We start from the raw sequence: 23094 nt of genomic DNA on the forward strand, positions 1-23094 counted from the left end.
CGGCAGAGATAGAGTTTGCCTTTGTGGCCAAGGAATTTGCGTGTCTGATCTGAATTTCCGCTCCGAGAACGAACGCTTTGAAACGGATCGCAATGTGCGTCTGGGCCGTATTGCCTATCGCGCATGGCGTCGCGGGTTCCGCGAGGCGGACATGGTGCTTGGTCCCTATGCCGACCAGATTGCTCCAACCCTGAGCGATGCCGATCTGGCCATCTTTGAAGACCTGCTCGATGTCGAGGACCAGTATCTATACGGCTGGATCATCGAGCGCGACCCGACCCCGCCCGAACATCAGAACCATGTGATGGACAGCATCCGCGCCTTTATGCGCGAACATGTTTCGGCAGAAGTGGCCAAGGGTATCGGTTAATGAGCAAGGCCGGACTGGAACGTATCGACGCCACCCTTGGTGGTGCGCCCGAGGGGCTGGATGCCTTGATTGTCGCCGAGAAAATGAAGGCGGCGGGCGGTGTGGGTCTGATGGTGGCCCGCGATTACCAAAGGTCCGGAAATTTTATTCAAGCCTTCAAGTTTTATGCAAAAGACATTGAAATTCTTGAATATCCCTCTTGGGACTGTCTGCCCTATGATCGTCTAAGCCCCACAGCGGGCATAGCGGCCCAGCGTATGGCGACCCTGACGCGGCTGGCCGCGCGTGATGCCAATGACACCACACCTGTACTGGTGGTGGCGACGGTTGCCGCCGTCAGCCAGAGGGTGCCGCCGCGCCGCGCCGTCACGGTGGCGGGCTTCTCGGCCAAGGTGGGGCAGGACCTCGATACCGATGCGCTGGAAGCCTATGTGGCGGCCAATGGCTATGTGAAGGCGTCCACTGTTTCCGAGCGCGGTGAATATGCTGTGCGGGGGGGTGTGATTGACGTGTTCCCAGCCGGTTTTGACGAGCCGGTGCGTCTGGACATGTTCGGCACCGAGCTGGAGTCTATCCGCTCGTTTGATCCCGAGACCCAGCGTTCCAGCAAGCAGCTCAAGTCGATTTCGTTGTCGCCGGTTTCGGAAGTGCTGCTGGACAAGGATGCGATCTCGCGTTTCCGCACCGGCTATCTGAACCTGTTTGGCGCGCCCGGTGATGAGCCGATGTATGCGGCCGTTAGCGCGGGCGCACGCCGTCAGGGCGTCGAGCACTGGTTGCCGCTGTTTTACGACGATCTGGACACGGTGTTCGACTATCTGCCGGACCATGCGCCGGTATTCCTCGATAATCAGGCCGAGGAAGCGCGGGCCGAGCGCTGGAACATGACCACCGATGCCTATGAGGCGCGCAGAGAAGCGGCCAAGGGCAAGGGCGGGCAGGCCTATCGATCGCTGGCCCCGCAACTGCTTTATCTGGATAACGAAGCGTGGAATTCGGCGCTGGCGGGACGTGCGGTTCGTCGTCTGAATCCGCTATCGACGGGCACAGGCGAGGATGCGGGCGGGCGTCTGGGGCGTAGCTTTAGCGCCGAGCGGGCGCAGGACAGTGTGAACCTGTTCGCCGCCGTGGCCGACTATGCCCAGAAGATGATGGGCGAGGGCAAGCGGGTGTTGTTTGCCTCGTGGTCCGAAGGTTCGGCAGAGCGTCTGGCGGCCATGTTGGGTGACCACGGTCTGACCCACGTTCTGGCTGTGCGCGACTGGGATGATGTGCAGGCCGCGCCAGAGGGGATTTACCTTCGCGCTGTGCTCGCGGTCGATCACGGCTTTGCCACCGATCACCTCGTGGTCATCTCAGAAAGCGATATTCTGGGCGACCGTCTCGCGCGGCCCAAGCGCAAACGTCGGGCCGCCAACTTCCTTGCCGAGGCCTCTGCGCTGACGGCGGGTGATCTGGTGGTTCACCTCGATCACGGCATTGGCCGCTATGAGGGTTTGCGGACGCTGGACATTCAGGACGCGCCGCACGACTGTCTTGAACTCTTGTATGCGGGTGAGAGCAAACTCTATCTACCCGTTGAAAATATTGATCTTCTTACCCGTTACGGCGCCGACGCCGAGGGCGTGCAACTGGACCGTCTGGGCGGTGCTGGATGGCAGGCCCGTAAGGCCAAGGCGAAAGAGCGTCTGCGTGAAATGGCCGAGGGGCTTATTGCGTTGGCGGCCAAGCGCGCGCTCAAGGTCGGCGATGCAATCACCCCGCCGGCGGGCCTGTTCGACGAATTCTGCGCCCGTTTCCCCTATGAGGAAACCGACGACCAGTTGAACGCCATTGGCGATGTGCTGGAGGACCTTGGCAAGGGTTCACCAATGGATCGCCTGATCTGTGGCGATGTCGGCTTTGGCAAGACCGAGGTGGCGCTGCGGGCGGCGTTTGTGGTGGCGATGAGTGGCCAGCAGGTAGCTATCGTTTGCCCGACGACGCTTCTAGCCCGTCAGCATTTCAAGACCTTCTCGGAGCGGTTCGCGGGCTGGCCGGTGACGGTGCGCCACCTGTCGCGCATGGTCACTGCCAAACAGGCCAACGAGACGCGTGCGGGCCTGAAAGACGGTACGGTCGAGATCGTTGTCGGCACCCATGCGGTCTTGGCAGAACAGGTCGGGTTTAAGGATTTAGGCCTTGTAATCGTTGATGAAGAGCAACATTTCGGCGTCAAGCACAAGGAGAAGCTGAAGTCGCTTCGGGCCGATGTGCATCTGTTGACCCTGACGGCGACACCGATCCCGCGCACACTGCAAATGGCGCTGTCGGGCATTCGAGAAATGTCGATCATTGCCACCCCGCCGGTCGATCGTCTGGCGGTGCGGACCTATGTGACGCCGTGGGATCCGGTTCTGGTGCGCGAGGCTCTGCTGCGCGAGAAATACCGTGGTGGTCAGGCATACTATGTCGCGCCGCGCCTGAAGGATTTGCCGGATATCGAGCGTTTCCTGCGCGAGCAGGTGCCCGAGGTGAAGTTCGTCGTCGGCCACGGCCAGATGAGCCCGACCCAGTTGGAAGAGGTGATGAGCGCCTTCTATGACGGGGAATATGATGTGCTGGTTTCGACCACCATCGTGGAAAGCGGCATCGATATTCCGACGGCCAATACGCTGGTGGTGCATCGCGCCGACATGTTCGGTCTGGCGCAGTTGCACCAGATCAGGGGCCGCATCGGCCGCTCCAAGGCGCGGGCCTTTGCCTATCTGACGACCGACCCGATCAAGCCACTGAGCCTGTCCGCAGAGAAGCGTCTACAGGTGCTGCAATCGCTGGACAATCTGGGTGCAGGTTTCCAACTGGCCAGCCATGATCTCGACCAGCGCGGCGGCGGTAATCTGCTGGGTGACGAACAGACCGGCCATATCCGCGAAGTAGGTGTAGAGCTTTACCAGCAGATGCTGGAAGACGCTGTGGCTGAACTGCGCGAAGCGGGCGAACAGGTCGCTGATCGTGGCTGGTCGCCATCGATCAATGTCGGTGCTTCTGTATTGATTCCAGAAGATTATGTTCCAGACCTGAACCTTCGCCTTAGCCTTTATCGCCGTCTGTCAGACGCTGAAAAGATGGAGGATCGCGAGGCTTTGGCGGCGGAACTGATCGACCGGTTCGGGCCATTGCCACAGGAGGCCCAGCAACTTCTGCGCATTGTGGGCATCAAGGCCAACTGCCGTCAGGCGCTCATCGAGAAAATCGATATTGGACCCAAGGGCGCAGTTCTAACCTTGCGGAACAACGTCTTCCCGAACCCGATGGGTTTGGTAGGGCTGATCCAAAAGAACCACCTGACATGGAAAATCAGGCCGGACCAGAAGATCGTCGTAAAGGGCGAATGGCCGACGCCGGAAGAGCGTCTGAAGGTGGCCGAACGCATCACCACGGATCTGGCCCGCGTGGCCAGTGCCGGGTAGGATAAAAGAAAAGGCGGGCCAATATGGTCCGCCTTTTTTGCTTATTGCATGTGGCGCCTTAGCGCACCGAACAGGTCGACATAGTCATCGGTCCAGGGCTTCACGCCGCCGGAATCCCATGCCGACCAGCGGTTATCGGCCTTGAAGTCAGTCAGAGCGGCTTCGTTGCGGGCAATGATAATGGCTTCGGTCGAAGCCTCGGCATATTCGGCGCTTTCGCTGTTTTTGACGTGGACCTGATGCAGGAAGGGGGCTTTCAGTGCCTCGGCGGCAGCCATGGCGGGGCGCACAATGTCTAGATGGCGGTTGGACAAATGCAGCACCACCACGCCATCGTCTGACAAGAGGCTGACATACATGGCAATCGCCTCGCGGGTCAGAAGGTGCGCGGGCACAGCGTCGGATGAGAAGGCGTCGATCAGCAGATAGTCAAAGCTGCCCTTGGGCTGTTTCTGTAGCGTCAGTCGCGCATCGCCCAGCACGGTGTCCACCGGCCCTTGGGCGCAATCCGAGACAAATGTGAACAGTTCGGGATTGCGGGCCATGCGATCCACCATGGGGTCGATCTCGAAGAAGGTCATGGTGTCGCCACCGCGCTTGTAGCTGGCCATGGCACCGCTACCCAGGCCGACAATGCCCATACGGGCCGCCGGATCGCGCTTCTGCACCATCAAAGCCGCTTGTCCCAACGGAGTGGAGTTGGCGTAATACATGGTCGGTTGGCATTTGACCTGCGGGTGGCGGGCCTGTGCGCCGTGCAGGGTCGTGCCGTGAACCATCACATGCATGTCGCCGCCCATATCCAGATCGACGGTACGGCCGATACGGGTGACGCCAAAGAAACTGCGGTCTGTAAAGATGTAGTTGTAACTGCGGGTAACGTGCTGTCCGGCATAGGTGCAAAGGGCGATGATGACGGCAAACATCACCACCTTGTCGCGGATCAGGAAGGCGCAGATGCCAGCACCTAGGATCAGGAACTGTGCCAATCGGGACAGGGTAATATGGTCCTGAACAAAGGTTTTGAACGGCTCGTTATAGCGCATGATTTCGAACAGGATCGGCACACTGGCAGCAATGATGACGCCCGCTACAGCTATAATATGCTGGTTGCGGGTTGTCGGTTTGTTGTCGGGCGAGCGGACCAGACAGGCCAGAACAAGCACGATCGGATATTCGATCACGGTCTTGAACAGCATCGGGGCCAGCAGCGCCGTAAAGGCACCGCCCAGAACACCGCCCAGCGACATCAGCAGATAAAACTCGGTCAGGCGGTCCGGTGCCGGTTTACGCGCGGCCATCTGCTGGTGGCACATCAGTGTGGTCAGGAAGAAGACCAGTAGATGCGCACCAAACAGGAAGAGGATCGAGGACGAAGACTGACCCATCATCGTGACCACCAGCACCAGCGCTACGGCCTGCAGCATCAGGGTGACGGGCAGGGGAATCCACGGCCGGTTTTGGAAGGCGATGACAAAGGTCAGAAGATAAAGGGCCAGTGGTACGACCCACAGGAAAGGTGCCGAGGCCACATCCGTGGACAGGTGCGAGGTCACACCCAGCATCAGGCTGGAGGGAATGGCGGCAAGCAGCACCAGCAGGAGCTTGCGCTTGACTGGAATAGGGGCGCTGCGTTCCAGCGCGGGGGCCTGTGCCGTGGCCATGTTGCGGCGCGACCAGATCAGCAGGGCAAGGCCGATCACGAGCGCGATGAAGAAGCCATAGCCGAGGCTCCAGACCGTACGCTGTGCCGATAGGGCGGCCATCGGCTCGATCAGAACCGGATAGGATAGCAGGGCGAGAAAGCTGCCGAGATTAGACGCGGCATAAAGCACATAGGGGTTCTGTCCCGCCTTGGTTCCGGCCTGAAGGCGGGCAAACCATGCCTGAAGCAATGGTGCCGTGGCGGACAGGATGGCGAAGGGCGCACCGATGGAAATCACCAGTGTCGCCAAAAGCCAGAAGATGGGGGCAGTGGTGTCCGGCTCTCCCATCAGGCCGTTAATCTGGAGCGGCAGAAACAGCGCAGCTAGAACCAGAGCACCCAGATGAACCAGAGCCTGAAGTTTGAGCGAGCCGATTTTTTGCAGCAAATGCGCATAGAGATAGCCGGCCAAAAGTGCGCTCTGGAAGAACACCATGGCGGTGTTCCAGACGGCGGGTGATCCCCCCAAAAGTGGCAGGATCAGCTTGGTCACCATCGGCTGGACGACAAAGACCAGTGAGGCCGATGTGAAAATAGCGACGGCGAACAGGGCAGATGTTAAAAGCGACCCTGAAGGTTGCTGAGCCCCTGAAGGTGTTTGTGTTTGGGCGGGCGTCAGCGTGCCGTCGGTCATTAAGGCCTCATGCGGTGCAGATGTGGCGAATCGTAAGCGGTGGCTTATCGTGACGCGAATTCTATTCCGGTTTCTGTCGGTTTGGTCAAAGAGTTGATAGCGATGTTTTGCGAAGATGTGGTGGCGCTGGCGAAAACTGTTCTGGCCAAGGCGGGCAAGAAGGGTGTGATGGTGGCCACGGCCGAGAGCTGCACCGGTGGTTTGGTCGCTGCGGCCCTGACCGAAATCGCGGGATCATCCAGCGTGGTGGATCGCGGGTTTGTCACCTATTCCAACGCGGCCAAGATGCAGATGCTGGCAGTGCCGGAACAGATATTGGCTGAATATGGCGCGGTTTCCGAACCCACGGCCCGTGCCATGGCAATGGGGGCTGTGGCGCATTCGGATGCGTCCGCTTCGGTTTCCATTACCGGTATTGCAGGGCCGGGGGGCGGCTCGGATGAAAAGCCGGTGGGGTTGGTCCATTTTGCAGCAGCATGCCCTGACGGGCAGGTCCTGCATGTCGAGCGCCGCTTTGGGGATTTGGGTCGTGAAAAAGTGCGCCAGGCGGCATTGGAACAGGCCCTGAGCTTGTTGGCACAGGCGCTGGATTATCGGACGGCTCAATGAACATGGTGGAGGTCGATGCCCGTGGTCATCGCTGTCCGGTACCCTCCTTGCGTTTACGCAAGGTCATGCAGGATATGCAGGCAGGACAAGTGATCGTTCTGTTGGCCACTGACCCTATGGCACGGATCGACGTGCCGTTCCTGATGCAGGAAACGGGTGGGCGGGTGATCGAGATTACCGAGACCGAGGGTGTTCTACGACTTATTGTCGAGACTGGCGGTGGGCGTCCAGACTGACGACGCTGTCATTGGCCGCAGCTTCCAATGCGAAGGTGTCGCCTTCAAGCTTAGGTTTCCACACCAGTTCCAGCTCGGTGGCCAGCGCACCGCCATAAAAGACGGCGTTGACGTTCCACGACAGCCAGATCAACAGCACTACCACGGCCCCGACCGACCCGTAGGTCGCGCCCAGATGGACGATCTGTTCCACATAGATGGCGCACAACCACGAAAAAATACCGGACATAATGGTGGCCAGCAGGCCGCCAATGATTGACGCAGACCACGCCACGCGCGTCTTGTGGCTCATGGCATAACGGTACAGCATGGTCAGGCCCAGCCACAGGCCCATAGCGGTCCAGAAACCATCGAACGGCACCATGATGCGGCGTACGGATTCATCGGCATAGGCATGTTCAATCAGGCGCCATGTCACGATGGTACCCGATACGACTGTGAACAGCACAAAGGCGGCCAGTGCGACCAGAAAGGCCAGCATGTTGAACTTGAAAAAACCGTGCGGTTCTTTCTCGTCATGGATCAGGTTCAGACCAGCCAGCAAGGCTTTGAAACCACGGTGTGCCGCATAGCCACCAATTGCCAGTGCGATGGCGCTTTGCGTGGAAATGGCCCGGAATGAACCTGAAGACAGGCGTTCAACCTCGACCAAGAACAGCGCGCGCGCGGCTGTCGGAACGGTTTCAGCCATGGCTGTGACCTGTTCGCTGACATTACCGATTGAGAGAACGGCCTTGTAGAAACCGATCAGGATGGCGACGGCCGGGAACATTGCCAAAAGGGCGAAAAAGGTCACGCCGCCCGTGTAGAGCATCACATCGCGCCCCCATGAGCGTGCAAACGCGCGGGCGAAAAGCGGAGCCCAGAAAAAGGGAGACAGGTGGCTGAGGAGAGAGGCGAGACGGCTTTGACCTTCGAACGAAGGCTTTGGCGAAATCCCGTTGTCGTTGGGCAGCATCTGCACGCCATAAAACTATTTGTCGCAGAGGGAAACCCGAGCAAATGTTATAGGTGACTTTACAGTCAGGCTTGCAGACTTGATAGGTAAGGGTGAGTTCGTCATCCGCGCGACCGCTGAAATGACGGAATTGGGGGCGGCGAGCATGCAGGCCGTTGGCGTGACAGATTTTGCAATGCGGGTTTTGCTGGTTTCGCCCCAGCGAGCGATATTTGCCGTCTTGCAAACCGGATTGGAAGCTCAGGGCTGCGATACGTTATGGGCTGCCGATATCGAACAGGCGGTCATGGCCCTGGAAACCCGTGCCTATGATGCGATCATCGTCGATACTGACGATGCGGATATTGTGGCAGGACTTGCCAGATTGCGGACGGTTCTACCTGATCGCTATCTACCGGTGATGGCTGTCGGTGCAGAGTGCGATACCGAGGTTGATTTGCGGATGCGCGATGTGCCGCATCCCGCGCAGGCGCTGGTGCGGTTGGAGCATCTGGTGCGCGCTGCAGTCGCCGAAGAAGAGTTTAATCTGCGGTGCCAGACCTTTGCCCAGCACGGAGCCAATCTGCACAAGGTGGTTCATGACCGGCAGCCGATTTCGGTGCTGGCCATCGGTTCAGCAGACGAGCGGTTTTTGGCACTGAGCAACAGCTTGCGCGAGGCCGGTGTCGATGTGGTGGCTGCTCCAACGCCCTACACAGCTTTTGATTATCTCCACGAACGTGCGTTTGACGCGGCGATCTTATGGGGCGGCGAAAATCGTGCTGTGGCCATGTCCATCGCGTCGGGCATGAAGCGTAATACGCGCCTGTATCACATCCCGCTGGTGCTTTATCTGCGGGATGGAGACGAGGTAAATCTAACCGATCTTTATGTGCGTGGTTTTGCCGATGTGGTGGCAACGAGCGTGTCGGAGATAGAAACTGCCGAAAGAGTGCAGGCTCTGGCCAGCAATTACCGTCGTCGACAGGCTATTCGCCGTGCGCTGGATAGTGTGCGGGTGTCGCAACTGACGGATTCGGTTACGGGCCTGTTTCATCGCGAGCCTTTTGCATCGCATCTGGGGCGGGTGTTTGCTTCTACAAAACGTCGCAAGCGGACCTTATCATTGTGTGTATTGCGTGTTCGCAAGAATGATATGCTGGCGACGATCAACCGTGGCGGTTGGTTGGATATGGCCCTGCCACAGATCGGAGCGATGATTTCGCGTCTGGTTCGTGTCGAGGATACTGCGGCCAGTCTGGGCACGGACAGCTTTGCGGTGATGATGCCTGCCACAGACAAGACCGCCGCGGTTCAAGCGGCCGAACGTATCGCGGCTGTGATTGCCTGTACGGCGTTTGAGGCCGGACAGGATCACTCGCCCTTTATTATCGAATTCGATATCGGTGTCGCAGAAATGGTAGAGGGCGAAAGCCCGATCCAGCTTCTGGAACGGGCCGTCGAAGATGCTCGCCAGAAGGTTGTGGCCTAGGCGGGCATTTCGATCGAGCAGACGGCGTGTGCAGCCAGTCCCTCGTTACGGCCCGTAAAGCCTAGCCCTTCGGTGGTGGTGGCTTTTACGCTGACGGCACCGAGATCCAGACCCAGAATGTCGGCAATACGCTGACGCATGGCAGCGCGGTGCGGCTTGATTTTGGGTTGTTCTGCAATCAGCGTCAGATCGACATTGATGATCTGGCCACCCTTGGCTTTCACCAGATCGTGGGCGTGGGCAAGGAAGGCATCCGAGGATGCACCTTTCCAGCGGTCGTCGCTGGGCGGGAAGTGGTCACCGATGTCGCCCTCGGCGATGGCACCCAGAATGGCGTCGGTCAGGGCGTGCAGGCCTGCGTCGGCATCGGAGTGACCCAGAAGGGTATGGGTGTGCGGGACTTGAACGCCGCACAGCCAGGTGCCCGAGCCATCGCCCTCGACCCAGCGGTGAACGTCATAGCCCATGCCCACGCGGGTCACTCGGCGGGTATTCTCAGGGATCAGGCGTTCAGCCATGGCGAAGTCCTCTGGGTAGGTCAGTTTGAACAGATCGGCCTCACCGGCCACCAGACGGACACGGCCGCCGTGGGCTTGAACGACAGACGCTTCGTCGGTCGGGGCATCGGCATGGGGCCATGCGGTATAGGCGGCAAGGATGGTGGAGGGGCGGAAGGCTTGTGGCGTCTGGGCGCGATAGAGCCCTTCGCGGTCAACGACTTCGCCCATCAGATTATCAGCATCGCCACGACGCAGACTGTCGGTGACGGGCAGGGCGGGCAGGGCCCCCTCGGCATCCGCGAGCGCATCCAGCAGGGCGTGGATAGTGTGAGCTTTCAGGAACGGGCGGGCGGCATCGTGGATCAGGACGGGGCGATCATCGCTCAGGGCGGCCAGACCAGCCTTTACGGAATCAGCGCGGGTGGCACCGCCTGTGACCGATATCCAGCCGTCGAGGCCCGCCAAGGCCTCGCGGGCGCGATCCTCAGCGCCTTCGGCCAGTACCAGAACCAGCGGATTGGCACCTGCGGCCAGCAGGCTTTGCGCCGACCAGCGGATCAGCGGCTTGTCGCCAACGGTACGCCATTGCTTATCCCCGCCTGCGCGAGAACCCGATCCGGCAGCCACAATGATAGCAGAGAAGGTCATGTCCGCCTTCTAAGCGCCTCCTTCGTACTTGACGAGAGGGCATGGTTTCAGCGCTAAGGACGCCATGAGTTCGAGATTGCAAATCGGAGACGTCGAGATTGCCGGAAAGGTGCTGATGGCACCCATGACGGGGATCACCGACCTTCCCTTCCGTGTGCTGGCTTCAAAGCTTGGCGCTAGCTATGTGGCGACCGAAATGGTGGCAGCCGCAGAGCTGGCCCGTGCGCGCCCCGATGTGGTGCGCCGTGCGGCTGTGGGCGGTGGTTTGCCGCTGACGGTTATTCAGCTGGTCGGTGGCGATCCCGTCAAGATGGCCGAAGGTGCGCGCATGGCGGAGGCGGCGGGCGCGGACATTATCGACCTCAATTTCGGTTGCCCTGCCAAGGAAGTCACCGGCGCGGCCTGTGGCTCGGCCCTGATGCGGACGCCCGATCTAGCGTGCCGTATCATGGAGCAGGTGGTGCAGGCGGTCAGCCGTCCGGTGACGGTCAAGATGCGTCTGGGCTGGGACGAGAACAGCCTGAATGCAGCGGTTCTGGCCAAAAAGGCCGAAGAACTGGGTGTCAAGGCCGTGACCGTGCATGGCCGTACCCGCAAACAATTCTATACCGGCATTGCCGACTGGGACGCGATTGCCGAGGTCAAACAGGCCGTTTCCATTCCGGTGGTCGTCAATGGCGACATCATCACGGCCGATCAGGCGCGTGAGGCGCTGGACAAGTCCGGTGCCGATGCCCTGATGCTGGGGCGCGGTGTCTATGGCCGTCCGTGGCTGGCGGCGCATCTGGAGCGGGCGCTTCAGGACGGTACCCAACTGGCCGAACCCGACCGTCAGGAACGATTCGATATCGTCATCGAACACATGCGTTCCTCTGCAGATTTCTATAAGTTGCCGCTGGGCTTGAAGATGTTCCGCAAGCATCTGGGCTGGTATATCGAGCAAGCTCCATGGCCAGGGGATCCGCTGGAACGGCGTCAGGCCAAGGCCAGATTATGCAGATTAAACAGTCTGGAAGAGGTCGAAGAGGCGCTTAGAGCGCTTTGGCTGAACAATGTGGGGTAAAGCTGCAACTATGCTGTTGAACTTGTGCCACAGTTGGGCGTAGCTAGTTCCTTATGAGCGAACCACACGCGGAACAGGTTTTAGACCCTTCTGCAGAGCGCCCCGTAAAAGGGCGCATCTGGGCTGATCGTCCGCGTGCATTCTTCGGCTTTGCCTATGCTGTTGCCTTTATCGTTACGGCGTTAGCGATCTGGATCGTAGCCGTGTCTCCCGGATCGGCAGGCGAAGGGCGTACGGCCTCGGCTCGCGTTATTCTTTATGTACTAGTGGCCAATATGGCCGTCATCGGTCTGTTGGCGGCGGTAGTCGGGCGACAGGTCCTGAAGCTGTTCCGGGTGCGCCACGAAGCCGGTGCCAGACTGCATCTGCGGTTTGTGTTTTTGTTCTCTATCGTTTCCGTGGTGCCGGCGGTTCTGATCGCGCTGGTGTTTGGCGTGCTGGTCAACCGGGGTGTGGACCAGTGGTTCAGTACCAATGTGCGTTCCTCGGTCGAGAATGGTGCCCTGATCGGGCGGGCCTATGTGGCCGATGTCGGTGCGGGGCTGGAACGTGATCTTGAGACGATGAGTACCGAATTGGGCGGTATTCGCGGCATGTTCGACAACCGTATCCAGTTCAACCGTGCCTTGACCCAGATCGGCGATTTCTTTGGTTATCCGGCGGTCTATATCCTCAATGGCAAAGGCGAGGTTCTGGCCAGTGGTGAGCGTCCCGATGCACCACCCTATGTTGCGCCGCCGCCCGATGCCTTCCGGATTTTGGCTGATGGCGAGGTGGCTCCCACGTCGGCCACCGAAAATCCTGACAGTATCCGTGCGCTTTATCCGCTGCCGGACTATGGCGACGCCTATCTGTATGTGGTGCGCCCGTTGGCCGAAGGACTGATCCAGCGGATGCGGACGGGCGAGGAATCCATTCTGGCCTATCGTCAGGCCGAGGAAAGCCGCGCCCAGATTCAGGCCATCTTTGCGCTGGCCTATCTGGAAACGGCCTTGCTGGTTCTGGTGGGCGCAGTGTGGTTGGCCATGTCGGCGGCCAATGCGATTTCGCGCCCGATCGGCCAATTGATCGGTGCGGCAGAGCGCGTGTCGGCGGGTGATTTCGAGGCGCGTGTGGATGCATCCGATGCACCGGCGGAAATGGCTGTCCTGTCCGATGCCTTTAACCGCATGACCCACGACATCCAGACCCAGCAGGTGGCGCTGCGCTCGGCCAGTGTCGAGGCGCAGACCCGTTCGCGCTTTATCGAAACCGTGCTGTCAGGCGTCAGTGCCGGCGTGATCGGTCTGGACCGCTATGGCCGTATCTCGGCCATTAATGACAGCGCCCGCGATCTTCTGGCGATCACGGAAGAGGATGTTCAAGGGCAGAGACTGGGGGCTGTCTCGCCTGAGTTGAGCGAGCTTTCCGAACGCGGTGAGGCCCATATCGAAGAAGATATCGACGTGACCCGCGATGGCGAAACCCGCCGTCTGCGCGTGCGTATCGAGGGTGGTCAGGGTGGCGAGATGGTTCTCACCTTTGACGACATCACCCGTCTGGTTACGGCCCAGCGCAATGCGGCCTGGCGCGATGTGGCGCGCCGGATCGCCCACGAGATCAAGAACCCGCTGACCCCGATTCAGCTTTCGGCAGAGCGTCTGCGCCGCCGCTATCGCGACAAGGTGGGCGAGGATATCGAGATATTCGACCGCTGCACGGAAACCATTATCCGTCAGGTCGGAGATATTGGTCGCATGGTGGACGAGTTCTCTTCGTTTGCCCGCATGCCTGCGCCGCGTTTTACGCAAGAACGCGCCGACGAGATGCTGCGCGAGGCGGTATTCTCCCAGCGTGTGGCTCTGCCGGATATCGGTGTTGATCTTTTCGAGCCTGTGCCGGAAACCGTGCTGGACTGCGATGGCCGCATGGTGCGTCAAGCGTTGATCAACATTCTGAAAAATGCCGGTGAAGCGGTTTCGGCGCACAAGGCATCGGGGGCTGAGATAGCTCATCCGGGGATTGAGACGCGACTGGATGTATCCGGCGGCTATGCCCGTTTCATCATCGAGGATGATGGCATGGGCCTGCCGGAAAAAGACCGGGACCGTTTGACCGAGCCCTATGTGACCACGCGCGAAAAAGGCACGGGTCTGGGATTGGCTATTGTGAAGCGTATTTGCGAGGATCACGGAGGAGAATTGCGATTGGGGGATGCCGAAAGCCTGTCGGGCGCGCGCGTCACCCTCGTTTTTCCCCTTCGTCAGAATATCAAATCGGCCCAGCGCCTTTCCGAAGGCAAGCCGGGCGGTGACATGAAGAGAGAGGCCCTATGAAGATTACTGGCGCCGACATTCTGGTCGTTGATGACGAGAGCGATATCCGCGAACTGGTTTCGGGATTGTTGGAAGACGAGGGACACCACGTCCGCACGGCATCCAATGCCGAAGAGGCATTGGCGGCGGTTCGCGCGCGCAAGCCTTCGCTGGCTGTTCTGGATATCTGGATGCAGGGCGGAGGCATGGATGGTCTTGAACTGCTGGATGTCATCAAGGAGCTGGATGAAGACCTGCCTGTCGTCATGATCTCGGGCCACGGCAATATCGAAACCGCGGTCAGCGCCCTGAAACGCGGGGCCTATGACTTCATTGAAAAGCCGTTCAAGTCAGATCGTCTGGTGGTTGTTATTGACCGTGCGCTGGAAGCCGCTTCGTTGAAGCGCGAGAACAAGCGTCTGCGGGCACAGGCCATGACGCCTACGGGTTTGATCGGCAAATCGGTGGCGGCGCAAAACCTGCGTAACACCATTACCAAGGTGGCTCCTGCCAATAGCCGCGTGCTGATTTCCGGCCCTCCCGGTTCGGGCAAGGAACTGGTGGCGCGCCAGATCCACGATAACAGCCCGCGTGCCAAGGGCGAGTTCGTGGTAATCTCGGCGGCGGGCATGACGCCGGAACGTCTTGATGTGGAACTGTTCGGCGAAGAAGGCTCGGATGGCCGTCCCGCCAAGATCGGTGTGTTTGAACGCGCCCATAACGGCACCCTGTATCTGGATGACGTGGCTGACATGCCGCGCGAGAGCCAAAGCCGCGTTTTGCGCGTTCTGGTGGACCAGCGCTTCCGTCGTGTCGGTGGCGAGCAGGACGTTCAGGTGGATGTGCGTGTCATCACCTCGACCGCCAAGGACCTGAAAGAGGAAATCGCCGAAGGGCGTTTCCGCGAGGACCTGTTCCACCGTCTGAATGTGGTGCCGATCCGTGTACCGCCTCTGTCCGAGCGCCGCGAGGATATTGCCGAACTGGTCGATTATTTCGTCGAGACGCTTTCGTCTTCGCAAGGCCTGCCGCGTCGTCAATTGGGCGAGGATGCGATTGCCGTACTGCAAGTGCATCCGTGGCCGGGCAATGTGCGCCAGTTGCGTAACAATATCGAACGCCTGCTGATCCTGGCCACCGGTGACGTGTCGGAGCCGATCAGTGCCGAGATGTTGCCGCAGGAAGTGGCGTCGAACTCGTCCAGCAGCTTTGGCAATGAACGCATTATTGCGCTGCCTCTGCGCGAGGCACGCGAAGTGTTCGAGCGTGACTATCTGGCGGCGCAGATCATGCGCTTTGGCGGCAATATCTCACGCACCGCAGCCTTTATCGGCATGGAGCGTTCGGCCCTGCATCGTAAGCTGAAGTCGCTGGGCGTTTCGCCGTCCCGTGGTGGTGATGATCAAGAAGGAGAGGGCGCCTGATGTCTAGGGTCGCCTATGTAAACGGGACCTATCAGGCCCATGGCAATGCCGTCGTCCATATCGAGGATCGCGGTTTCCAGTTCGCCGATGGCGTCTATGAGGTCTGGTCCGTCTTTGACGGCAAGCTGGCCGATTACGAAGGCCATATGCAGCGTCTGGGCCGCAGCCTGACCGAACTGCGTATCGACATTCCAATGACGGCACAGGCTCTGGGCGTCGTGTTGCGCGAAACCATTCGCCGCAACCGCGTGCGCAACGGTATCGTCTATATCCAGATCACCCGTGGCACGGCACCGCGCGATCATGCCTTCCCCAAGGGCGTGGCCCCCAGTGTGATTGTGACCTCCAAACCGATTGACCTGAGCAAGGGCGAGGCGCTGGCGGCCAAGGGTGCAGCGGCGGTGTCGCATCCAGATACCCGCTGGGGTCGTTGCGATATCAAGACTGTCGGTCTTCTGCCCAACGCACTGGCCAAACAGGCGGCCCGCGAAAAGGGAGCCTATGAGGCCATCCTTTATGACGAGATGGGCATGGTGACCGAGGGCTCCTCGACCAATGCGTGGATCGTGGATGAAAACGGCAAGCTGCGCACCCGCGACACACAGGCCAACATCCTGCGCGGCATTACCCGCGCGGCGATCATGAAGCTGGTGGCCGAGGAAGGCATCGAACTGGACGAACGGGCCTTCTCTCTGGAAGAGGCCAAGCGCGCCAAGGAGCTGTTCGTGACGGCGGCATCGTCGTTTGTCATGCCTCTGGTGTCGCTGGACGGCGAAAAGATCGGCGAAGGCAAGCCCGGCCCGATCGCCACGCTTTTGCGCCAGGTCTATCTTGCGCAGGCGCGACGAGAGGCCATTTAAGGCGTTGCCGCCAATCCTGATGCAAGGTTTAATGTCGGCTCGGGGCAAACCCGGGCCGAAACCGGCATCCCAATAACGAAGAACAGGATAAACCTGCCATGTCGCAAGACAAACGCCAGAACCTCCAAGACACCTTCCTGAACAGCGTCCGCAAGACCAAGACTCCGCTGACCATCTTTCTGGTCAATGGCGTCAAGCTTCAGGGCATCGTAACCTGGTTCGACAACTTCTGTGTGCTTCTCCGTCGTGATGGCCAGTCCCAACTGGTTTATAAACATGCCATCTCGACCATTATGCCTGCCGGTCCGGTGCAGATGTTCGAGCCCGAAACCGAAGAAGACTGATTGACTTCCAAACTTATTGACCACGCCGTTCCGCTCATTCGGGCGGTTGTTGTTCACCCCGACAGGGGTTCCGAAACGTCGCGTCACGCCGCCGACCGTCTTGAAGAGGCGGTCGGTCTGGCGCGTGCGCTTGATCTGGATGTTCAGGCGGAAGAAGTCGTGCGTTTGCGCGGTGTCACGCCTGCGACCCTGTTCGGGTCGGGCAAGGTCGAGGAGCTGGCCGCTCTGGTCCGCGCCGCCGACGCCGAAGCTGTGGTCGTTGACGACCAACTGACACCGGTTCAGCAGCGCAACCTTGAACGGGCTTGGGACGTAAAGGTTATCGACCGCACCGGCCTGATCCTCGAAATCTTTGGCCGCCGTGCCCGCACGCGCGAGGGGCGGCTTCAGGTCGAACTGGCCCGTCTGGAATACGAACGCTCGCGTCTGGTGCGGACATGGACCCACCTTGAGCGCCAGCGCGGCGGCACCGGCTCGACCGGTGGTCCGGGTGAAACCCAGATCGAAATCGACCGCCGCCTTATCGCCGACCGTATTGTGCGCCTGAAGGCCGAGCTGGAAGAAGTGCGCCGCACGCGTGGCCTGCACCGCAAGGCCCGCAAGCGTGTGCCTTTCCCCGCTGTGGCTCTGGTGGGCTATACCAATGCGGGCAAGTCGACCCTGTTCAACCGCCTGACAGGTTCGGAAGTGTTCGCCAAGGACCTACTGTTTGCGACGCTGGATACGACCCAGCGCACCATCAAACTGCCGCAGGGGCGACCGGCGATCATTGCCGATACCGTCGGCTTTATCTCCGATCTGCCGCACGAACTGGTGGAAAGCTTCCGCGCCACGCTAGAAGAGGTGGGCGAGGCCGACCTGATCCTTCATGTGCGCGATATTGCATCCCCGGACACCGAGGCCCAGCGCAAGGATGTCGAAGAGGTACTGGGGCAGATCGCAACGCCGGAAGGCCGCACCCGCCGCATCCTCGAAGTCTGGAACAAGATCGACCTGCTGGACGACGAGGCTCGCGAGACGGTGCTGGGCCATGCCGAGCGCCTGTCACGCGAAGGCAAGGCCGTGGCCGTGTCCGCATGGACGGGCGAGGGTACAGATGTTCTTCGCGAGACTATTGCCAATCTGATCGACGATGACCCCGAAAGTGTCATCCTGATCCCGTCATGGCGCGGCGATGTGCTGGCATGGCTGTACGAGAACGGTCGTGTGACGCATCGTGCCGTTGAAGAAGATGGCACAATCCGCGTGACGGTGCGTTTGCACCCTGTAGCCTTGGGCCGTTTCGAAAGTTCCTACCCCGACATTCTGGACTGATATGCAACTGATCGAGACCGCGCTGTTCCTTCTGCTGGCCGTTGTGCTGTCGGGATGGGTGGCGCGGATCACCCGTATGCCCTTGCCGCTGGTGCAGATTGCACTGGGGGCGGGTGTGGTGATGATGACGGGTGAAAGCGTCGATCTGAGGCCGGAAATTTTCTTCCTGCTGTTCCTGCCGCCGCTGCTGTTTGTTGATGGCTGGCGTATTCCCAAGGCTGCATTGTTACGCGATCGCAAGGTCATCCTTGAACTGGCCATGGGGCTGGTCGTGTTTACAGTGTTGGGGCTGGGCTTCTTCATTCACTGGATGATCCCTGCCATGCCGCTGGCGGTGGCTTTTGCCTTGGCAGCGATACTGTCGCCGACCGATCCGATTGCGGTGTCCGCCATTGCGGGGCGCAGCCCCATGCCCAAGCGCCTGATGCATATTCTGGAGGGTGAAAGCCTTCTGAACGATGCCACAGGCCTCACCTGCATGCGGATCGCCGTGATTGCGGCGACCACAGGCGCGTTTTCCCTGACCCATGCGGTTGGCACTTTTGCATGGCTGGCTGTGGCCGGTATTGCCGTTGGTGTCGTGGTCAGTCTGTCGATCAATCTGGTCAAGGGCTTTATCAGCCGACGCTGGGGCGAGGATGTTGGCGGCCAGATATTGGTTAGCCTGCTGATGCCCTTTGCGGCCTATCTGGCAGCCGAAGCCATCCATGCGTCAGGTATTTTGGCGGCAGTCGCGGCCGGTATCACCATGAGCTTTACCGAGCGCGAGGGGACGGCCAAGGCGGCCACGCGCATCCGACGTGCGGTGGTGTGGGATACGGTTCAGTTTACCGCCAACGGCCTGATCTTTGTGATCCTTGGCGAGCAGATGCCGTCCATTCTGGCCCGTGCCGCCGAGGTGATTAAAACCACGCCGCAAAAAGAGGTCTGGTGGCTGGCTGTCTATGTGCTGGCCATTGTCGGGGTTCTGGCGACGCTGCGGTTTATCTGGGTATGGGCGACGCTGCGCCTGACCCTTTTCAGTCGCAAAAAAGGCGAAAGCGAGCGGCCCAAACTGCGCTGGCGTCTGGTGGCGGTCATGTCGTTGTCGGGGGTGCGTGGTGCGATTACGCTGGCCGGTATCTTGACCCTGCCGTTCTTTGTGGCTGATGGAACGCTTCTACCGGCGCGAAATCTGGCGATCTTTCTGGCGGCAGGGGTGATTATTGTGTCGCTGGTAGTGGCCAGTGTGGCCCTGCCGATCCTGCTGAAGGGGGTCGAGATGCCGCCAGAGGATCACGCCTATACCGTCGAAGATCGTGCGCGCAAGGCTGCGGCTCTGGCCGCTATCCGCGCACTGGAACAGGCCGAGCGCGACGCCATAGGTGCGGGGGTGCGGGCGGATGAACATGCGGCTGTGGTGGCCCGACTGATGGAGGTTTACCGTCACCAGATCGAGCTGTTCTCGGGGGCGGACGACAATGAATCCGTGCGCAATCATCAGATGGAGCAGTTGGAGCGCGAGCTGGCTCTATTGGCGCTGACCGCCCAGCGCACTGAACTGGTGCAACTGGCCCGCAAACGTCTTGTCGATGAAGAGACGGTCCGCAAACTGATCCGCGAGATCGACCTTCAGGAAATCCGTTTGGTCTAGCTGCTCCTGGCGATCCAGTCGGTCAGGTCTGCATAGCTGCTGAATACCTGATTCGCGCCTGCCGCCTTGAGACGTTCGGGGTGGTCCCCGCGAATATGGCCACCGGCACAAAGGCCGACGACCGTCATGCCTGCGGCCACGCCAGCCAATACGCCCGTCGGGCTGTCCTCGATCACCAGTGCGCGTTCGGGGGCGCTATTCATGGCGTCTGCGGCATAGAGGAACAGGTCAGGATGGGGCTTGCCGCGCGTGACGTGGACGGCGGCACTGTAGATCGGGCCAGCAAAAGTTTCATAGGCACCGAACCGGCGCAAACCCAGCTCGATCCAGTCGGGTGGGCTGGACGAGGCGATACAGCGCGGCTCGGACCGGCTGGCCAGAAAGGCGTCGAAACCTGTCACCGTCATCAGCTCGGTTCGGGCGCGTTCGTGACAGCGGCGCGTCCACTCAGTGTGAACATCCGGCGGGCAGGGGGCACCCAGACGCTCTGAAATCAGCGCCTCGCAATCCAGCCATCGTTTGCCCAGATAGGTGGATAGGGCGTCGTCCAGCGTGGTTGGCAGACCGATCTCGCTGAGGACTTCGGCCATGACGGTGTTGCTGAGTAACTCGCTGTCGGCGACGACCCCGTCATAGTCGAAGATGATCAGATCAAAGCCGGAGTGTTGCATTTATTTGGGCATCCACCGGACCAGAGGCGTGTCGGCGCGAAGATAAAGCGGGTGTTTGGGGCTGCCGTCGCCATTAGTGCCAAAGCACCAGATGTCGATACCATCCTCGGTCAGAGCTTCGACCAGCGCCTTACCAGCGGGCACCAGTGCCTTGTTCAGCTTGCCGTGGCACAGGATGACACGGGCCGCGCCCTTGGCCTGTTCGCGAATGGCGGGCAGGTTGGCGGGTGACGAGACGATCACACCGTCTTCCAGCAGCATCTTGGGATGGGTGGCGCGGTAATCGCCCACATTGGCCTTCACCATCGCGGCAAAGCCTTCGCGCTGGGTAAAGGTCCATTCGCGGGCGCAGGTGGGGTCATTGACCTCGGCATCGGCGGTGGACGGGTTCATGCCGATGAACAGGACATAGCGGTCGGGGAAGGCATCGCCCAGCCAGCGGCGCATCAGGGTGCGGTGGCGGCCATCCTCGCTGAACTCGGCATCGCCGCGTACACCGGCCATCAAGGCCATCCGCACCTTGCCGCCGGGGTCGTGCTGGTGCTGCTGGGTGGGATCGGGCGGGATGAGATCAAGCTGGTCCGTCAGTATCTTGTTCTTGCTCATGCCTGTTCGGGGGCCTGTTCTGGGGCTTTCTCGGCGACCTTGGCGGCGTCCCACAGGGCATCCATTTCGGCAAGGTCGGACTGTTCCGGCGTGCGGCCGTCCTTTTTCAGTTCGGCCTCGATGAACTCGAAGCGGCGAACGAATTTTGCATTGGCACCGCGCAGGGCATCTTCCGGCTCGATCTCTAACTTGCGGGCGAGGTTGGCCATGACGAACAGCAGATCGCCCAACTCTTCCTTGGCCTTTTCCTTGTCGCCGGCCTTGATCTCGACGCGCAGTTCCTCGACCTCTTCGGCCATCTTGTCGAACACTTCATCGACGGACGGCCAGTCAAAGCCAACGCGGCCCGCACGTTTGGTCAGCTTGGCAGCGCGGGTGAGGGCAGGCAGGCCGACCGGCACATCGTCCAGCACGCCTGTCTGGGCCTTGGCGACGCGCTCGGCGGCCTTGATGTCTTCCCAGCGGGCCTTTTGGGCGCTGCCGGTATCCTTTGCGGTTTCATCGCCGAACACATGCGGGTGGCGGTGCACCAGTTTGTCGGCCATGGCTTCGGCCACGTCTTCCAGTTTGAAGTGACCGGCTTCCTCGGCCATGCGCGAGTGGAACACGACCTGGAACAACAGATCGCCAAGTTCGACGCGAAGCTCGTCCATGTCGTTACGCTCGATGGCGTCGGCGACCTCATAGGCTTCTTCGATGGTGTAGGGCGCGATGGTCTGGAAGGTCTGTTCCACATCCCACGGACAGCCGCCGTTCGGGTCGCGCAGGCGAACCATAATCTCTTTCAGGCGGTCAACAGGATGGGTCATGCAGTCGTTCCGGCGTCTCTGAGCGCCAGTGCGGCGCGGATTTCATCATGGCGTGCGCCAGTCAGCGGATAGTTCCGCACGGCAATCGCTGCCGCCGCCATTAGCAGGGCAGGCACGGCGATAAACAGGATTTGCAACATCAGGATGGCGAACTCGCCATTTTCCGCAGGTGTCTGTTGTGGTTTGAAGCCGACGACCTGAAGGATGGCATAGGGGATCAGTGCGAACACATGGCCCATCTTGGTGGTGACGGCGAGGATGGAGAACATCAGGCCGGTCAGGTCTTCGCCGGTTTCGTGCCGTACCTCGTCACCGGCATCGGCCATCATGGCGCGCAGCAAGAACAGGGCGGCGGCATAGGGCAGGCCCGCCATGAACATGGCCGCCGCTGTGACGGCAAAGTTTCCTCCGGGGACCAGACAGGCCAGCCCATAGAAGACGGCGAAGACGATGGACGAAACCGCCAGCGTCTTGTGCTTGCCAATGCGCGTGGCCAGCCACGCCCAGAACGGCGCGCCTACCAGTCCTGCCATGAAATAGAGCAGCATGAAGATGGAGGCCGAGGCGTGGTCATAGCCTTTCACCTGACCAAAGAAGAAGAACACCATCGACCCCGTAATGCCCGGCGCGATGCCGAGCAAAAGGTCTGCCAGCAGCAGCTTACGCACGGTCTTCAGCTTGAACAGGCCCAGCCATGTGCGGATACCGCCATGCGGTTTGGCCGAGGCCAGAGGCGGCTCGGGCGCCGCGAAATAGGCGATGGCCAGCGTAACCGGCAGGGCGACGATAATGCCCCAACCCATCCACTTTACGCCGTCGGCATAGGTGCCGAAACCGCCACGCACCACGATGGTCGGCAAGACAAGGATCAGGATCACGCCGATGATATTGAACACCTGCCACCAGCCATAAACGCGGCTGCGCTGGTTGTATTCGGGGGCAAGGACGGCGGCCCATCCCATCTGGCCGAGCGTCCCCATCGAAAAGCCGAGATAGAGGAACAAAAGCCAGCCAAACAGGTAGACCGGACCATCGCCGGGCTTGGCCATGACGAACATCATCAGGGCCGCGATCATCAGAATAGGAGCCGATGCCAACATCCACGGGCGGTAACGGCCCATGGGTGTGCGGGTGCGGTCCATGGCCCAGCCGATGAAGGGATCAAAGCCGATATCAATCAGCCGCACGGCCATAAAGACGGCGGCTACCACACCCAGTTCCAGCCCGATATGGGTGGCGTAAAACTCTGGCAAGGTAACGGGCAGGGCCACGCCGAATGCGGCCAGTGGCAGGCAGGGTCCGCTAAAGGCTGCCAGAACGGCATTGGAACGGCGCGGGCTGGTGGACATGTGCAGGTATCCGCATCAGCGATTCACAGAGCCTGTATGATGGTCTGATCTGTCGTCTGGTGCGAGGACAGATTGAAGATCGATGAACGGGGTTGCGAAGGGCGGCGCAATCGGGCCTCCTTGGGCACATGTCTTTGCGATTCA

19 protein-coding genes are annotated in these 23094 nt (G+C 60.4%); 12 read left to right on the plus strand and 7 right to left on the minus strand.

Annotated features, from left to right (window positions below; translation table 11 throughout):
• Positions 1-40 precede the first annotated feature (40 nt).
• Positions 41-370 (plus strand): succinate dehydrogenase assembly factor 2, encoded by a 330-nt coding sequence (locus WEU32_RS06250; RefSeq protein WP_406853249.1) that lies wholly within the window; start codon positions 41-43, stop codon positions 368-370.
• Complete coding sequence (gene mfd / locus WEU32_RS06255; RefSeq protein ID WP_406853250.1) at positions 370-3822, plus strand: transcription-repair coupling factor; 3453 nt, start codon at positions 370-372, stop codon at positions 3820-3822. Before WEU32_RS06250 ends, mfd begins: the two co-directional genes overlap by 1 nt.
• Before the next feature lie 41 nt (positions 3823-3863).
• Here the strand turns inward: mfd and WEU32_RS06260 are convergent, their stop codons facing one another.
• Positions 3864-6161: a fused MFS/spermidine synthase gene (locus WEU32_RS06260; RefSeq protein ID WP_406853251.1), complete on the minus strand. Its 2298-nt coding sequence runs from the start codon at positions 6159-6161 to the stop codon at positions 3864-3866.
• 102 nt (positions 6162-6263) lie between these two features.
• Here WEU32_RS06260 and WEU32_RS06265 point away from each other — a divergent pair, with 102 nt between their 5' ends.
• Both WEU32_RS06265 and WEU32_RS06270 read left to right on the plus strand, forming a co-directional pair.
• The gene (locus tag WEU32_RS06265) at positions 6264-6770 is read left to right on the plus strand and encodes a CinA family protein (protein ID WP_406853252.1); all 507 of its coding nucleotides are present in this window, start codon (positions 6264-6266) and stop codon (positions 6768-6770) included.
• The gene (locus WEU32_RS06270) at positions 6767-7006 is read left to right on the plus strand and encodes a sulfurtransferase TusA family protein (RefSeq protein ID WP_406853253.1); all 240 of its coding nucleotides are present in this window, start codon (positions 6767-6769) and stop codon (positions 7004-7006) included. The genes WEU32_RS06265 and WEU32_RS06270 overlap by 4 nt, the downstream gene beginning before the upstream one ends.
• Here WEU32_RS06270 and WEU32_RS06275 read toward each other — a convergent pair.
• Positions 6972-7964 (minus strand): YihY/virulence factor BrkB family protein, encoded by a 993-nt coding sequence (locus WEU32_RS06275; protein ID WP_312138139.1) that lies wholly within the window; start codon positions 7962-7964, stop codon positions 6972-6974. The two genes, WEU32_RS06270 and WEU32_RS06275, sit on opposite strands and share 35 nt — an antisense overlap.
• 160 nt (positions 7965-8124) lie before the next feature.
• On the opposite strand from WEU32_RS06275, the gene WEU32_RS06280 reads away from it, so the two are divergent.
• Positions 8125-9435 carry a diguanylate cyclase domain-containing protein gene (locus WEU32_RS06280; protein ID WP_406853254.1) on the plus strand — a complete coding sequence of 437 codons (1311 nt, stop codon included), beginning with the start codon at positions 8125-8127 and terminating at the stop codon, positions 9433-9435.
• Here the strand turns inward: WEU32_RS06280 and WEU32_RS06285 are convergent.
• A complete protein-coding gene (locus WEU32_RS06285; protein ID WP_406853255.1) occupies positions 9432-10583 on the minus strand; it encodes a bifunctional 2-C-methyl-D-erythritol 4-phosphate cytidylyltransferase/2-C-methyl-D-erythritol 2,4-cyclodiphosphate synthase in 1152 nt (383 codons plus the stop codon). The genes WEU32_RS06280 and WEU32_RS06285 overlap by 4 nt on opposite strands.
• Positions 10584-10647: 64 nt before the next feature.
• On the opposite strand from WEU32_RS06285, the gene dusB reads away from it, so the two are divergent.
• The 7 genes from dusB (at position 10648) to WEU32_RS06320 (ending at position 19515) form a co-directional block, all read left to right on the plus strand.
• Complete coding sequence (gene dusB / locus WEU32_RS06290; protein ID WP_312813524.1) at positions 10648-11646, plus strand: tRNA dihydrouridine synthase DusB; 999 nt, start codon at positions 10648-10650, stop codon at positions 11644-11646.
• A 53-nt stretch (positions 11647-11699) separates the two neighbouring features.
• Positions 11700-13961 (plus strand): ATP-binding protein, encoded by a 2262-nt coding sequence (locus tag WEU32_RS06295; protein WP_406853256.1) that lies wholly within the window; start codon positions 11700-11702, stop codon positions 13959-13961.
• Entirely contained in the window at positions 13958-15364 is a 1407-nt protein-coding gene (locus WEU32_RS06300) for a sigma-54-dependent transcriptional regulator (RefSeq protein WP_406853257.1), read from the plus strand. The genes WEU32_RS06295 and WEU32_RS06300 overlap by 4 nt, the downstream gene beginning before the upstream one ends.
• Positions 15364-16224 carry a D-amino-acid transaminase gene (locus tag WEU32_RS06305; protein ID WP_406853258.1) on the plus strand — a complete coding sequence of 287 codons (861 nt, stop codon included), beginning with the start codon at positions 15364-15366 and terminating at the stop codon, positions 16222-16224. The genes WEU32_RS06300 and WEU32_RS06305 overlap by 1 nt, the downstream gene beginning before the upstream one ends.
• A 98-nt stretch (positions 16225-16322) precedes the next feature.
• On the plus strand, positions 16323-16568 hold the full coding sequence (hfq, locus tag WEU32_RS06310; protein WP_167177865.1) for an RNA chaperone Hfq: 246 nt from the start codon (positions 16323-16325) through the stop codon (positions 16566-16568).
• Positions 16569-17882, plus strand: a complete 1314-nt coding sequence (gene hflX / locus WEU32_RS06315; RefSeq protein WP_406853259.1) for a GTPase HflX — start codon at positions 16569-16571, stop codon at positions 17880-17882.
• Position 17883: 1 nt separating this feature from the next.
• Entirely contained in the window at positions 17884-19515 is a 1632-nt protein-coding gene (locus tag WEU32_RS06320) for a Na+/H+ antiporter (RefSeq protein ID WP_312813515.1), read from the plus strand.
• On the opposite strand, the gene WEU32_RS06325 is transcribed toward WEU32_RS06320, so the two are convergent.
• The 4 genes from WEU32_RS06325 to WEU32_RS06340 are packed head-to-tail and all read right to left on the minus strand — an operon-like array spanning position 19512 to position 22950.
• A complete protein-coding gene (locus WEU32_RS06325) occupies positions 19512-20186 on the minus strand; it encodes an HAD family hydrolase (protein ID WP_406853260.1) in 675 nt (224 codons plus the stop codon). The two genes, WEU32_RS06320 and WEU32_RS06325, sit on opposite strands and share 4 nt — an antisense overlap.
• Positions 20187-20792, minus strand: coding sequence for a DUF1643 domain-containing protein (locus WEU32_RS06330; RefSeq protein WP_312813511.1), 606 nt, complete (start codon positions 20790-20792; stop codon positions 20187-20189).
• Entirely contained in the window at positions 20789-21601 is an 813-nt protein-coding gene (mazG, locus tag WEU32_RS06335; RefSeq protein WP_406853261.1) for a nucleoside triphosphate pyrophosphohydrolase, read from the minus strand. The genes WEU32_RS06330 and mazG overlap by 4 nt, the downstream gene beginning before the upstream one ends.
• A complete protein-coding gene (locus tag WEU32_RS06340) occupies positions 21598-22950 on the minus strand; it encodes an MFS transporter (protein ID WP_406853262.1) in 1353 nt (450 codons plus the stop codon). The genes mazG and WEU32_RS06340 overlap by 4 nt, the downstream gene beginning before the upstream one ends.
• Between the last annotated feature and the right edge of the window lie 144 nt (positions 22951-23094).

This window comes from Brevundimonas sp. BH3, assembly GCF_045345115.1.
GTDB lineage: Bacteria > Pseudomonadota > Alphaproteobacteria > Caulobacterales > Caulobacteraceae > Brevundimonas.